The 14,139-nt window shown below is 64.2% G+C and carries 11 protein-coding genes and 1 pseudogene; 5 read left to right on the top strand and 7 right to left on the bottom strand.

Going from position 1 to position 14,139, the window contains the following annotated elements; all coding sequences use genetic code 11:
* Positions 1-45: 45 nt before the first annotated feature.
* Positions 46-951 (top strand): helix-turn-helix domain-containing protein, encoded by a 906-nt coding sequence (locus ACVIN2_RS12710; RefSeq protein ID WP_456765866.1) that lies wholly within the window; start codon positions 46-48, stop codon positions 949-951.
* Positions 952-956: 5 nt separating this feature from the next.
* Here ACVIN2_RS12710 and pcaG read toward each other — a convergent pair.
* Together pcaG and pcaH are read right to left on the bottom strand one after the other, a co-directional pair.
* A pseudogene (pcaG, locus tag ACVIN2_RS12715) lies at positions 957-1,584 on the bottom strand (protocatechuate 3,4-dioxygenase subunit alpha).
* Positions 1,585-1,588: 4 nt separating this feature from the next.
* Positions 1,589-2,377: a protocatechuate 3,4-dioxygenase subunit beta gene (pcaH, locus tag ACVIN2_RS12720; RefSeq protein ID WP_456765867.1), complete on the bottom strand. Its 789-nt coding sequence runs from the start codon at positions 2,375-2,377 to the stop codon at positions 1,589-1,591.
* A 94-nt stretch (positions 2,378-2,471) separates the two neighbouring features.
* Between pcaH and ACVIN2_RS12725 the strand changes: the two genes are divergently transcribed.
* The 3 genes from ACVIN2_RS12725 (at position 2,472) to ACVIN2_RS12735 (ending at position 6,327) form a co-directional block, all read left to right on the top strand.
* Entirely contained in the window at positions 2,472-3,416 is a 945-nt protein-coding gene (locus tag ACVIN2_RS12725; RefSeq protein WP_456765868.1) for a LysR family transcriptional regulator, read from the top strand.
* A 51-nt stretch (positions 3,417-3,467) separates the two neighbouring features.
* On the top strand, positions 3,468-4,772 hold the full coding sequence (gene pncB, locus ACVIN2_RS12730) for a nicotinate phosphoribosyltransferase (RefSeq protein WP_456765869.1): 1,305 nt from the start codon (positions 3,468-3,470) through the stop codon (positions 4,770-4,772).
* Between the two features lie 247 nt (positions 4,773-5,019).
* A complete protein-coding gene (locus ACVIN2_RS12735) occupies positions 5,020-6,327 on the top strand; it encodes a GGDEF domain-containing protein (RefSeq protein WP_456765870.1) in 1,308 nt (435 codons plus the stop codon).
* A gap of 14 nt (positions 6,328-6,341) precedes the next feature.
* Here the strand turns inward: ACVIN2_RS12735 and ACVIN2_RS12740 are convergent, their stop codons facing one another.
* On the bottom strand, positions 6,342-6,962 hold the full coding sequence (locus ACVIN2_RS12740; RefSeq protein ID WP_456769706.1) for a TetR/AcrR family transcriptional regulator: 621 nt from the start codon (positions 6,960-6,962) through the stop codon (positions 6,342-6,344).
* Between the two features lie 536 nt (positions 6,963-7,498).
* Here ACVIN2_RS12740 and ACVIN2_RS12745 point away from each other — a divergent pair.
* Positions 7,499-10,903 carry an acyl-[ACP]--phospholipid O-acyltransferase gene (locus tag ACVIN2_RS12745; RefSeq protein WP_456765871.1) on the top strand — a complete coding sequence of 1,135 codons (3,405 nt, stop codon included), beginning with the start codon at positions 7,499-7,501 and terminating at the stop codon, positions 10,901-10,903.
* A gap of 229 nt (positions 10,904-11,132) precedes the next feature.
* Here ACVIN2_RS12745 and ACVIN2_RS12750 read toward each other — a convergent pair whose 3' ends face one another.
* The 4 genes from ACVIN2_RS12750 to ACVIN2_RS12765 all read right to left on the bottom strand — a co-directional run bounded on the left by ACVIN2_RS12750 (position 11,133) and on the right by ACVIN2_RS12765 (position 14,115).
* Positions 11,133-11,555, bottom strand: coding sequence for a PIN domain-containing protein (locus ACVIN2_RS12750; protein WP_456765872.1), 423 nt, complete (start codon positions 11,553-11,555; stop codon positions 11,133-11,135).
* Entirely contained in the window at positions 11,552-11,806 is a 255-nt protein-coding gene (locus ACVIN2_RS12755) for a FitA-like ribbon-helix-helix domain-containing protein (RefSeq protein ID WP_456765873.1), read from the bottom strand. The genes ACVIN2_RS12750 and ACVIN2_RS12755 overlap by 4 nt, the downstream gene beginning before the upstream one ends.
* Before the next feature lie 169 nt (positions 11,807-11,975).
* Positions 11,976-13,082, bottom strand: a complete 1,107-nt coding sequence (gene tcuB / locus ACVIN2_RS12760) for a tricarballylate utilization 4Fe-4S protein TcuB (RefSeq protein WP_456765874.1) — start codon at positions 13,080-13,082, stop codon at positions 11,976-11,978.
* Between the two features lie 4 nt (positions 13,083-13,086).
* Positions 13,087-14,115, bottom strand: coding sequence for an esterase (locus ACVIN2_RS12765; protein ID WP_456765875.1), 1,029 nt, complete (start codon positions 14,113-14,115; stop codon positions 13,087-13,089).
* Between the last annotated feature and the right edge of the window lie 24 nt (positions 14,116-14,139).

Raw genomic sequence — 14,139 nt, forward strand, 5'->3', positions numbered from 1 at the left:
TGCATCCTCCTCTGCACTTTCTTGCAGATTCAGCGCCGCTGACCGATGGAGACTTTCGTCTTTGTCTTGTACTATTCGAACATGAGAAGCGCAGCCCCCGCCCCGGCGATCCGGGTCTACAATCTGTTCGGCGAGTCCGGCGATCTGCCCGATGTCGTGCATTGCGAGACGATTGCCTCGCGCTCGGTGCTGCACGACTGGACGTTGGCCGTGCACCGCCATGCCCGGCTGCACCAGGTGCTGCTGATCGAGCGCGGCGGCGGCGAAGCCACGCTTGACGGGCGCGTGATGCAGCTGAAGCCGATGCAAATCGTCAACGTGCCTGTCGGCCACGTCCACGGCTTCCGTTTCGTGCCTGATACCCAGGGCTGGGTGCTGACCATCGCCGCGGAAATATTGGACGAAGCGCTGCTCGCCTCCGAAGGACTGCGGGGTGCCTTGTCGCGCTCGGCCGTGATACGCGGCACGCCGCAGATCCGGATCACCATGAAGCAGATCTTTGCCGAACACGCCGCGCGCGATTTCGGCCGAGCGCATGTGCTGCGTGCACTGTCGGCGGCCATGATTGGGCTGGTGGCTCGTGCGCTCACCGGCGAGGGCGGTGGCAACGGCACGGCTGAAAGCGGACTATTCCGTCGCTTCGAGGCGCTGCTGGAACAGCATCATCTGGAACGCTGGAGCGTTGCGGACTATGCGGGTGCGCTGTCGATCACGCCGACCCATCTCAACCGGGTGACGCGGTCAGCAACCGGCGACACCGCCTCGCACCTGATCCTCAACCGGCTGATCCGCGAGGCGCGGCGCAACCTCGTCTACACCAATTTGCCGGTCTCGACGATCGCCTATGCGCTTGGCTTCGAGGACCCCGCCTATTTCAGCCGGGTCTACGCCGCCGCCACGGGCGTGTCACCGCGCGCCTTTCGCGCGCAGCTCCACGGCGAGGAGACCTGAGACGATCACACATCGAAGAACACCGTCTCTTCCGGCCTCTGCAAATTGATCGTGAAGGAATACACGATCTTGCCGGCGCGTTCGCTGCGCTTTGCGATCAGCGTCGAGCGCCGGACCGGCTGCTCGATGAGGTTGAGCACGGGGTCGCCGGCGTTGGCGGCCTCTTCGTCCGAGAAATAGAGGCGCGTGTTCAGACCGAATGTTGATGCCGCGCGCGACGATCCAGACATTGATGTGCGGAGCGCCCTTGCGGCCGGTCTTGTCGATGATCGCGCCCGGCTTGATGGTCTCGAAGGTGACGAGACCACTCTCGAAGTCGGAGCCGCCGCGGCCCCAGCCACGAAATTCATCGTCCAGCGAGCCGATTGACCGATCAGCCGGATGGTTGTAGCGGCCCGTCGCGTTGGCCTGCCAGATCTCCAGCAGCACGTCACGCAGCGGCGTGCCGCTGCCGTCGATCACCTTGCCCTCCAGCGTGATGCGTTCGCCTTGCGTGTTCGTCGTCACCAGCACGTTGGAGAAGTTCTTCTCGAAAATGTCGAAGCCGGCCATGGCCGGGATCAACCCGATATGGACGTACGGCCCGGCCGTCTGCGAGGCGGTTTCCTTGAGGTAGTTGAGCGGCTGCGGCATGGACCTAGTTCCCTGCGGTGCGATTTTCAAAGTAAGTGGAGCGCTGGCCGCGCAAGACGATGTCGAAGCGGTAGGCGAGCGAGTCGAACGGAGCCGATGCGTTGAGGTCGAGCGGCGCGACCAGACGCTCCAGCGCGTCCTTGTCCGGGATCGTCGTCAGGATCGGACAGACCGGGATCAGGGGATCGCCCTCAAAGTACATCTGGGTGATCAGACGTTGTGCGAAGCCCGAGCCGAACACCGAGAAATGGATGTGAGCGGGACGCCAGCTGTTGACGTAGTTGCGCCAGGGATAGGGTCCCGGCTTCACGGTGCGAAAATAATAGTAGCCGGTGTCGTCGGTCAGCGCGCGGCCGCAACCGCCGAAATTCGGATCGATCGGCGCCAGATACGTGTCCTTCTTGTGCCGGTAGCGGCCGCCGGCATTGGCCTGCCAGAACTCGACCAGGGTGTTCGGTACGCCGCGGCCGGTCTCGTCCAGCACCCGGCCGTGGACGATGATGCGCTCGCCGACGGGATCGCCGTCCTTGGCATAGTTGCGGATCAAATCATTGTCGAGCGCGCCGAGGTCGTTGTGACCGAACACTGGCCCCGTAATCTCCGAGACCGAGTTCTCAAGCGACAGCAGCGCCTGGCGCGGCGAACGTAGCACCGACGATTTGTAGCCCGGCGCGTACGCGGGCGGATGCATGGAACGGTCGCGCTGGAAGAAGCCGCCGTCACCGAGCGGCGGCGTGAACGGCTCGGGGTGGTTGAGGCGGGGATCCCGCAAGGCTGGCGCCTGGGCATGCATCGGCGTTGTCTCTCCCTATCGCGCCCCGTTTGGGCGCACGGTTTATCGGGAGATGATGGCGCGGGCTATTCTCAAGATAAATAGATCGATTATAATGAATTCCATGAACAAAATCGATCATTTGGCGCTTGATGGCCACGCGCTGGAGCTGTTCCTGGCGGTGCTGGAAGAAGGCTCGGTGACGGCCGCCGCAACGCGGCTCGGCCTGACGCAATCCGCGGTCAGCCACGCCCTCAACAAGCTGCGGCGGATCGTCGGCGATCCGCTGTTTGCCAAATCCGGCCGCGGCATTGTGGCCACGGCGCACGCCCAGGCGCTCGCGGCAAAGGCGCGGGCGCTGATCGACGAGATGCGGAGCTTTGCCGGCGGCGTCACGTTCGAGCCGGCGAGCGCGCAGCTTTCGCTGACAATCGCCGCGAACGACTTCCAGCGCGACCTGCTGCTGCCGCGGTTCTTCGATCATGTCGCCGCGCAAGTGACGAGCTTGAACCTGCGCGTGATCCCCTCGCAGTCGCCCTCGCCCGCGATGCTGCGCGAAAACCGCTGCGATCTGCTGATCACGCCGCTGCCGCCATCCGGCGTGGACATCGTGCAGAAGCGCCTGCTGCAAGACCATTACGTTTGTTACTACGACCCCAAAGCGCGTGCCGCGCCGGCTACCCGCGGCGCCTATCTCGCGGCGCGTCACATCACGGTGGTCTACACTGACAATGAGCGGCTCGACTTCGATCGCCGGCTTGCAGCCAACGGCTTCCACCGCGACATCGCGATCTCGGTGCCGAGCTTCTCCGGCGTGCCGTCCTTCCTGCGTGGCTCGCAAATGCTGGCGAGCATGCCGAGCCTGCTGGCGCCCGGCGTGATGCACGGCTTCGCGCAGGTGCGGATTCCACTGGCCTCGCGCACGCGAACCCTGGCCGAGCTGCCGATGTACGTGGTCTGGCACCAGCGCTATCAGAAGGACCCGGCGCATCGCTGGATCAGAGGCCAGCTCGAGACCATGGCGGCGACGGCCTCGCACCCCGCCTCCACGAAAACCTGATCCCCGTCAAACCCACTGGTTGCGCCGGGGCCGCCACGCTAGAATTCCCCCATGACAGTGACCGACATTGCGAGCCGGACCTACAATCACAGCTGGCGGCTGGATCCCATCATCCGCAGCCTGCTTGATACCGACTTCTACAAGCTATTGATGTTGCAAATGATTCGGGAATCTTACCCGAATCAGCAGGTGACATTCTCGGTCATCAACCGATCGCGCCATGTCCGGCTCGCCGAGATCATCGACGAGGGCGAACTGCGCGCCCAGCTCGACCACGCCCGCACCATCCGCTTCACCAAGAAAGAGCTGATCTGGCTTGCCGGCAACACATTCTACGGCAAGACCCACATGTTCTCGGCGGACTTCATCCGCTGGCTCGCCGAATTCCGGCTGCCCGAATACGAGCTGCGCAAGGTCGAAGGCCAGTACGAGCTGCACTTCCACGGGCCGTGGAGCCATACCACGATGTGGGAGATTCCTGCGCTGGCCATCCTCAACGAATTGCGCTCGCGCGCAGCGATGAAGGGCCGCGGCCGCTTCGAGCTCGACGTGCTCTATGCCCGCGCCAAGGCCAAGCTGTGGACCAAGGTGGAACGCCTGCGCAAGCTGGATGGCTTGCGGCTCTCCGATTTCGGCACCCGTCGCCGCCATGGCTTCCTCTGGCAGCGCTGGTGCGTGGAGGCCGTGAAGGAAGGCCTGGGCCCGTCCTTCATCGGCACCTCCAACGTGCTGCTCGCGATGGACAATGATCTCGAAGCCATCGGCACCAACGCCCATGAGCTGCCGATGGTCGCGGCCGCGCTCGCCAGCGACGACGAGGAGTTGCGGTGGGCGCCCTATCGCATCCTTGACCAGTGGCGCCAGACCTATGGCGGCAACCTCCTGATCGCGCTGCCCGACGCTTTCGGCACCAAGGCTTTCCTGCGCGATGCGCCGGAATGGGTCGCCGACTGGACCGGCTTCCGTCCCGACAGCGCGCCGCCGATCCAGGCCGGTGAGGAGATCATGAAATGGTGGGAGCAGAAGGGCCGCAATCCCAGGGACAAGCTGCTGGTGTTCTCCGACGCGATGGACGTGGGCTCGATCGAGGAGACCTACCACCACTTCGCCGGCCGGGTGCGGCTCTCCTTCGGCTGGGGCACCAATCTCACCAATGATTTCGTCGGCTGCACACCCGACGGCTCGTTCAATCTCGATCCGATTTCGCTGGTCTGCAAGGTGTCGTCGGTCGACGGACATCCGGCCGTCAAGCTCTCCGACAATCCCGAGAAGGCGACCGGCCTGCCCTCGGAGATCGAGCGCTATTTGCGCGTCTTCGGCGACGCCGGGCGCGTGCGCAAGCCCGTGCTGGTCTAGCGCCAGAGCAATCTCTCTCCATCGGGTAAACCATCTGGGGCGAATGCGAGACATCGGCGCGCCGATGCCGCGTCAGTTCCGGTTCGACGGCATTTGCAACGATCTGCCATCATCCGCTTCACAACGTCTTCACCCTGCGACGCAGTCTCCTGGCATTTTCAAGTCGAGTTAAGCACCTTTCGCGCGTAATCCGCGTTATGAGCGGATCGCTCCGCTGGGGTCGTCGAGCGACTTGGGGAAACGCAAAGTGTTTCGCAGAACAGCGCCGTCAACGAAGGGACGCAGCTTCCTTCACGTCATCAAGCTCGTCTCGCCTTTCGTCACGGTCGTTCTGCTGCAGGCCGCGATTGCCGGATTCAGCCTGGAGGTGATGTCCTCGGTCCGCGCCTATGTCGCGGGCGAAGCGTTGTGGTCGCGCTCGCAGAAGAACGCCGTCTATTTCCTCAATCTCTATCTGCATTCGGGCGACGCCAGCCAGTTTGCGCAATATCAGACCTCGCTGGCCGTTCCCATCGGCGACGAGTTCGCGCGCTGGGCGCTCGAGCGCGATCCGGTCGACGTCGAGGCCGCCCGCATCGGCTTCCTGCAAGGCGGCAACCACCCCGATGACGTGCCGGGACTGATTTGGCTGTTTCGCTACTTCAAACAGGTCAGCTTTCTCAAGGAAGCGATCCGCGAGTGGGCTGCCACCGACCCCATGCTGCTGGAGCTCAGCGTGTTCGGCGAGGTCATACGGTCAGAGTTGAAGAATGGGCCGGTTCAGGACAGCAAGCGCCTGCAATTGTTGTCGTCGCGGCTCTCGGAGCTCAACACCCAATTCACGGTGCACGCCAAGCGGTTCTCCACCGTTCTCGGCGAAGGCTCCCGCGCCATCAAGATGACGCTGACTGGCGTCAATATCGTCACAGCCATGACGCTGATCCTGCTCCTGATCTGGCACACGCGGCGATTGGTGCTGCAACGACAGGCGTTCGAGGATGCCCTGCATGCCGAGAAGGAGCGCCTGGCCTGGCAGGCGTCGCACGATTGGCTGACCGGCTTGTCCAACCGTCGCGCCTTCGAGGCGCGCCTGCAAAGCGAGCTGGATGACACCGCGGCGGGTTCGCTGGGTCTGATCCTGCTCGATCTCGACCAGTTCAAGGACGTCAACGACAGCTGCGGTCACCTCGCCGGCGACCGCCTGCTCCGCCAGATTTCGCGCCTCCTGCAGCAGGAGCGGCGGCCGCATGACCTGGTGGCCCGGCTCGGCGGTGACGAATTCGGCTTGATCCTGCCGCGGTGCCCACCGTACGACGCCGTCGATATCGCCGAACGGCTGCGCCGGGCGCTCGAGCTATCCGTCTTCGCCTGGGACGATCGTTGCTTTGCCGTGACCGCCAGCATCGGCGTTGCCTGCATCACCGACGGCAACGCCACGCTCGAGGACGCGATGCGGCGCGCGGATGCCGCCTGCTATCGCGCCAAGGAGAACGGACGCAACCGTGTTCAGGTCGACAACGGGACGACGGACGTCATCGTCGTCACCTCTCGGCAACGCAAGTCCGCCAGCGCATAGCAGCGCTCAGCACTTTATCGTATGGGCAGAATCCCGAGCCCCGCGAGATGCGCATCCAGAAATTGTTCGACCTGCTGGCGCAGCATTTGCGACGGTACGGCCACCATGCGCTCTTCGAGGCCGAGCGAGATGATCCCGTGCACGGCGGAAAACAGGGTGCGTGACAGCAGCGCGATCTGCACGTCGTCTGCATTCGGAAGCAGCCGCACCAGGGGCGCATGCATCAGCGCGAAGGCGTCCATCACCATCTGAAGGATGTCATCGGGGTAAGGGCGGTCGTCCTCCATCCGATGTTCGAACAGCGAGCGCAGCAGATTGGCGTGCTCCGCGAAGAATTCGAGATAGGTCGCGGCCAGCCCGTAGAGCTGGCGAACCGGATCCTCGGCTGGAACCTGGCCCAGCCGCACCGTTAGCGCATTAACAGTCTCCCGATTCACAGTCAGGATCACGCCGTCGAAGTCACCGAACTCGTTATAGACGCTGCCAACCGAGCAGCCGGCGGCGTCCGCAACGTCCCGGACTTTCAACGATTTCAATCCCTTAGTTGCAATAATACCGCGAGCGATCTCCACGATCTGCTGCCGCCGGCGAGACTTTTTTCGATCTCGCAACGATTCGTCTTGAACATTGTTCATTTTTAGGATACTCACTTGAACAATGTTCAAGTTAACCCGGAGACCTGCAAAATGCAAACCCTCGCTGTTGATATCGCCTCCACCTTCGTCGATGACGCCATAGCTCTCGTGACCGGAGTTGGCCGCGCCCTCCTGCGGTTCGCGACGGGGCCGATCGATCGCATCGCAAATGCCTGCGACATCGCCGGCGTCCTGACCGAGCGCCGGGCGACCTTCCGGATGTGGCGGGCTAACCGCGGCCGTGCCCGTCATGAGGGCCGCCGCATTAGCCTGCTCGGCCGCCTCTCGCCCTTTCGCCGCCTAGCCCATCTCACCTGAGGCGAGCACGCCGCCTTGCCGGAGCGTGACAGAGCCGCGACCAACCATTTGCGAACCAAACCACGCCACGCGGAGACCAACAGGATCGGAAGGCAAAGGCGCAGAGCAGGCCGGGACGATCGCCGTCAACCCGCAAATGCCCGTCGCATCTCCTCCGGTCCCGACGCCCATCCGACAATGAAACAACCTCAGACAGCGTTTCCAAAACAGGACTAGTCATGATCAGGGATTTGATGTCGTCACGCCGCTTCGCGCCGCTGTTCTGGGCGCAATTCTTCTCGGCGCTGAACGACAACGTGCTCAAGAACGCACTCGTCATCATCCTGCTTTACAGTGCCGCGACCGGCCACGGCGATGCGCTGGTGACGGTCGCAGGCGCCGTCTTCATCTTCCCCTATTTCATTCTGTCCGGGCTCGGCGGCCAGCTCGCCGACAAATACGTCAAATCCGTCGTCGCAAGGCGGCTCAAATTCGCCGAGATCTTTGCCGCGGGCTTTGCCGCGGCCGGCTTCTTCCTGCACTCGGTGCCGCTGCTGTTCGCAGCACTTGCACTGTTCGGCGTCATCGCCGCGCTGTTCGGTCCCGTGAAATATTCGATGCTGCCGGACCAGCTCGAGCTCGGCGAACTCGCGACCGGCAACGCGCTGGTCGAAGGCGCGACCTTCATGGCCATCCTGCTCGGCACCGTTGCCGGCGGCCAGTTCGTGGCCGGCTCCGCGCATATGGGCTGGGTCGCATCGGCCGTGGTCGTGCTGGCCTTGCTGTCCTGGGCCTTCGCCTCCCGCATTCCCGCGACGACGCCGTCTGCACCCGATCTTCCGGTCAACGCCAATCCCTGGACCTCGACGCTCGGCCTGCTGAAGACGCTGCACGCCGATCACCGGCTGTGGGACGGCACCGTGATCGTCTCCTGGTTCTGGCTGGTGGGCGCCATCGTGCTCTCACTGCTGCCGGCACTGGTCAAGGACGTCATCGGCGGCACCGAGGGCGTGGTGACGTTGTGTCTCGCGATCTTCGCAATCGGCATCGCCATCGGCTCGCTGTTCGCCGCGAATCTGAGCCACGTTCGCCCAAACCTCGCGCTGGTGCCGATCGGCGCCATCATGATGGGGTTTGCCGGCCTCGACCTCGCCTGGGCGATCGGCGTGACCGCCAAGGGCCAGGACATCACCGCGGGCGACTTCGCGACCTCGTTCGCGGGCCTGCGCATGCTGCTCGATTTCGTCGCCTTCGCATTCGGCGGCGGGCTGTTCGTGGTTCCGTCCTTCGCCGCCGTCCAGGCCTGGTCTGCTCCCTCGGAGCGCGCCCGCATCATCGCCGCCGGCAACGTGCTGCAGGCCGCCTTCATGGTGGCCGGCTCGCTGTTCGTCGCGCTGCTGCAGGCCGGCGGATTGCACATCGGCTGGATCTTCTTTGGCCTCGGAATCGCCAGCTTCGGCGCGGTCTGGTTCGTGCTGACGAAGTGGGGCAAGGAAGGCGTGCGCGACTTTGGCGGGCTGCTGTTCCGCGCGCTGTTCCGCACCGAGGTCCGCGGGCTGGAGAACCTGCCGCCTGCTGGCACGCGCATGCTGATCGCGCCCAATCATGTCAGCCTGATCGACGGCCCGCTGCTGCACGCCGTGCTGCCGATCGACGCGAGCTTCGCTGTTGATACCGGCATCGCCAAGGCCTGGTGGGCCAAGCCGTTCCTGCGCGTGGTCAAGCACTACACCATGGACCCCAGCAAGCCGCTGGCCGCGCGCGACCTCATCAAGCTCGTCGCCGCCGGAGAGCCGGTGGTGATCTTCCCGGAAGGACGCATCACCGTCTCCGGCTCGCTGATGAAAGTCTATGACGGCACCGCGATGATCGCGGACAAGGCCGACGCGGTCGTCGTCCCGATCCGCATCGAAGGCGCCCAACGCTCGCATCTCAGCTATCTCAACGGCAGCCAGATCAAGCGCACGTGGTTTCCGCGGGTGACCGTCACCATCCTGCCGCCCGTCAAGCTTCCGGTCGATCCGTCGCTCAAGGGCAAGTCGCGCCGCAATGCCGCGGGCGCGGCACTTCAGGACGTGATGATCGACGCCATGGTGAAGAACGCCATGCTCGATCACACCCTGTTCGAGGCGCTCGGACACGCTTACCGCGACCGCGACACCGGCAAGGTCATCATCGAGGACGCGCTCGGCACCAAGCTGACCTATCGCAAGCTCATCCTGGGCGCGCAGGTCTTGAGCCGGAAGCTGGAGAACGGCACCGCTATCGGTGAGAATGTCGGCGTGCTGCTGCCGAATTCCGCAGGCGTCGCCGTCGTCTTCATGGCGTTGCAAAACATCGGCCGGGTGCCGGCGATGCTCAACTTCTCGGCCGGCCCGGTCAACGTCCTCGCCGCCATGAAGGCCGCACAGGTGAAGACCGTGCTGACGTCCAAGGCCTTCATCGAGAAGGGCAAGCTCGACAAGCTGATGGCCGCGATCTCCGCGGAAGTTCGCGTCGTCTATCTCGAGGATGTCCGCGCCTCGATCGGCACGGCCGACAAGATCAAGGGTCTGCTCGCCGGGACTACGCCGCGCGTCGTCCGCCAGGCGAGCGATCCGGCCGTCGTGCTGTTCACGTCGGGCTCGGAAGGCACGCCCAAGGGCGTTGTGCTGTCCCACCGCAACATCCTTGCGAACGCCGCACAGGCGCTGGCGCGGGTCGATGCCAACGCCAATGACAAGGTGTTCAACGTGCTGCCGGTGTTCCACTCCTTCGGGCTGACCGGGGGAATGATGATGCCACTGCTCGCGGGCATTCCGATCTACATGTACCCCTCGCCGCTGCACTATCGGATCGTGCCCGAGCTGATCTACCAGACCGGCGCCACGATCCTGTTCGGCACCGACACGTTTCTCACCGGCTACGCCCGCTCGGCGCATGCCTATGACTTCCGCACCCTGCGCCTGGTGATCGCCGGCGCCGAAGCGGTCAAGGATCGCACCCGGCAGGTCTTCATGGAACGCTACGGCATCCGCATCCTCGAGGGCTACGGCGTGACCGAGACCGCGCCGGTGCTGGCGATGAACACGCCGATGGCCAACCGCCCCGGCACGGTCGGCCGCCTGTCGCCGCTGATGGAAAGCCGCCTCGACCCGGTCCCCGGCATTGAGGAAGGCGGCCGCCTGTCGGTGCGCGGACCGAACGTGATGCTCGGATACTTGCGGGCCGAAAATCCCGGCGTGCTCGAACCGCTCGCCGAGGGCTGGCACGACACCGGCGACATCGTGGCGATCGACGCCGCCGGCTTCATCACCATCAAGGGCCGCGCCAAACGCTTTGCCAAGATCGCCGGCGAAATGGTCTCGCTGTCCGCGGTCGAGAACATCGCGACGACCCTGTGGCCGCAGGCCGCATCGGTCGCGGTGTCGATCCCGGATCCGCGCAAGGGCGAGCGTATCGTGCTGCTGACAACGGAAAAGAACGCCGAGCGCAGTGCGATGCAGGGCCAGGCCAAGGCGATCGGCGCATCCGAGCTGACCGTTCCCGCGGCGATCATGGTGGTGGACAAGGTGCCACTGCTCGGCACCGGCAAGACCGACTACGTCACCGCAACCACGATGGCCCGGGAGCAGGCCTCAAGCGCGGAGCGCGAGGTTGCCTAAGAGAGATGTCCAAGGCGCCTGACATGGGCAGCGCGCGATGCCCGGGAGTGGTACTGCTCCATGGCATCGCCCGCACCTCCGCACCCTGAAACGTCTTGAGCGGGCACTCCAGGCGACCGGGTTCGCGACACTCAACATCGACTATGCGAGCCGCAGGAAGCCGATTGCAGCGCTCGCGAGATCCACCCGGCGATCACCGATTTCGCAGAACGTGATGCGCCCGCCCCCGTCAGGTGGTCACGGTCCAGGGATCGATTATAGTCAGACCGGCAGCCTTGAACGCACTCGTGTCGCGCGATGCCACTGCGAACCCGTGCGCGGCGGCGATCGCGGCGATATAGCCATCGGGCGTGGGGAAGCCTTTCCCGGCCGCGCGCGCCTTGACGGCGAGATCGGCATAGCGCCGCGCCGCGGCGGTATCGAAGGGCAGAATGCGGGCCGCGAACAGGTCCAGCACGCCGTCAAGCGCAGCTGCCAGCCTGTCCCTACGCTTGCCGCGCGGCAACGCGCTGATCCCGAACAACAGTTCGGCAATGGTGACGCTGGAGAGAAACAGCGTCTCGGCCGCCTGGGCGTCGAGCCAGTCGCGGACCGATGGATGCGGTTCGGGCTTCATAGCCTCGGAGACCACATTGGTATCGAGCAGGATCATTCGAAGCGCACCGGCTCAGCGGGACGCGCGTCGCGGCCAAGTTCAAGTGCCTCGACGTCGGCATTGGTGAGGCCGATCTTCCGGCTCATCTCCGAAAGAGCGGTGCCAAGCCGCAGCCGGCCCTCGGGACGCACTGCGGCCTCCAGAATGGCGCGCATTTCCGCTTCCGCACTGCGATTGTGCTGCGCCGCGCGGACTTTCAAGGCGCGATGCGCCTCCTCGGAAAGGTTGCGGATGGTGACGGCGGCCATGATGGCATCCTCCGGAAACTGACTGCAATGCTATCAAAATAGAACCTTTGATAGCATTTTTCAAGGGCGACTGCGGCGCTCACGCGCCGCCCGAACCTCCTTACCGGGATGCCGAACTTCTTCTCTCTACCGCTCACGTGCGCGAAACCCGCTTCCGCAAGTCTGAATCTCAAGAACTGCCTTCTCCGCGGCGCTCCTGCGCATAACGCACCAACGCCGCGAAGCGATAGATGCCGTGCACGAACTTGCCGTAGGGCATGGTGATGAACAGCGCGAACACTGCCCCCAAATGCAACGCAAGCAGCGGTCCCATGGCAGCGGTCTCCCGCAAGAGCAGAAGCAGCATGCCGGTGAAGCCGGCGAGGAACAGCATGGCGATGAAGCCGACATCCATGCCGTAGCGCTGCTCGTCGAGCAGCGCCGGATCGCGCCGCATCTTGGCGGCGAACAGGCCGATCGGCCCGATGATCAGGCCGATGCCACCGAGCGTGCCGAGAACCACCGGCAGATCCCACCACGGATACGGCGCCTCGCGGCCGAGCGGATAGTGATACAGCGTGGCGACCGAGGTCGCGGCGAAGCAGAGCAGGAAGCCGTAGAAGGTCAGGTGATGGAAAAGCTTGCGCCGGTCGGTCGGCTTGTCATCCTCATTGTAGCAGCCGGCGCCGCCACCATGAAGATAGCGCAGCTCACCAGCGTCGCGTATCGCCTGAAAGATGGAGCCGCCGTCCGCACGGCCGCCGATCGGCGGGCCGATATCCCGCCAGAACGCACGCACGCTCATCACCAGCGCGAAGATCGCATAGAGGAAGGCGGCGCTGAACAACGCCGCCATCGCGTTGTGCGGCATCAACTTGTAGAACGCGCCGGGGCCCGTGTGCACGCCAAACAGCACGCTGCGGTCGTTCAGGGCCGCAAAGCCGAGGATGAAGGCGGCCATGCTGAGCGCGGCGACGATGCTGATGACGAGACCATTACGCGCGAAGGCACCGGACAGCGCGTGCGGCCAGGCATAGGCCGCATAGGATTCCGCGCGCGCGATCGCCAGCGTCTGCGGGACGTTGACGTCGAATTCGTGCGGCGGCGAGAACTGGCAGTCGACGTAGCAGGCGCCGCAGCCATGGCAGAGATTGGCGAGATAATTGAGGTCGCCGTCGGAGAAGGCGCGCCGCATCTCCATGGCGGGAAACACCGCGCAAAGACCCTCGCAGTAACGGCAGGAATTGCAGACCGTCATCAGGCGGTCGGCTTCGTCCAAAATTCTGGTTCCGTGCATGGCTTTACTTCGTCAGACCTTTGCCCTCGAGCCATTTCTGGATCAGGGCTGCGACCTCGAGGTTGTTCTTGTCCATCATCACCATATGCGAATTGCCCTTGATGCCGGCCTGCGGGAGATCGATGATGTCGACGCTGCCCCCGGCCGCCTTGATGGCGTCCGCAAAGGCGATGCCATTAGCGCGGATCTTGGGCCAGCGCGAATCGCGCTCGATATAGTCGCCGTAGATGATGAGGGTCGGGATGTTCTTCAGCACATCCGCCTTGGCGGGATCGCCGATGCCTGCCGGCTCGATCGCAATCAGCGCCTTGACCTTGTCGGGACGGGCTTGCGCGACCTTGAAGCCGAAGGTGCCGGCTTGGCTGTGGAACAGAAGCACCGAGGGGCCGACGCGATCGATCTCGGCGATATAGGCGGCGATGGTCGCATCGTCGGTCGTGGTCCAGCGCGGCACGTTCTGCTTGACGAAATTCTCGTAACCCTCGACGGGGAACTGGTTGCCCGGCAACAATCTTCGCTTGGCGGGATCGGGATCGTATGAGTTCGGTCCATCGCCGATGCGGAAACGCTCGAACGGGTTGGCCGTGGTCAGGAAGACCGGCTCGCTCTTGAAAATATCGGGGTACTGCGCCCAGCCCGCGCGTCCGCGCTCTACCGCGTCGGAATTATAAACTGCCCACCCCTTGCGCAGAAAATAATTCAGCCAGCCTTCGCGTCCGTCCGGCGTGGTCTCGTAGGTGACGCCCGTCAATCCGCCGCCGTGCCACATCAGCAAGGGATAGGCACCCTTCTCGTTAGCCGGCAGAAAATATTGCACGTACATCTGCTCGACCTGATACGTGCCGTTGGGATCGACCTTGGCCGGCACCCCACCGGGCGCGAACACGACCTCCCTCACCGGCTTGCCGGAGATTTCGACGAGGCGGCCGCCGACATGGAACGAACCCATGTCTCGCAGCGTGATCGGCTCGGCCGCCTGGGCGTGGCCGACGATTAGCAGCGCCGCGATCGAAGCGATGGCAATGCGTGACATGGTTCCTCCCTCGTGTCTTTTCTT

The organism is Bradyrhizobium sp. USDA 3650, assembly GCF_054057395.1.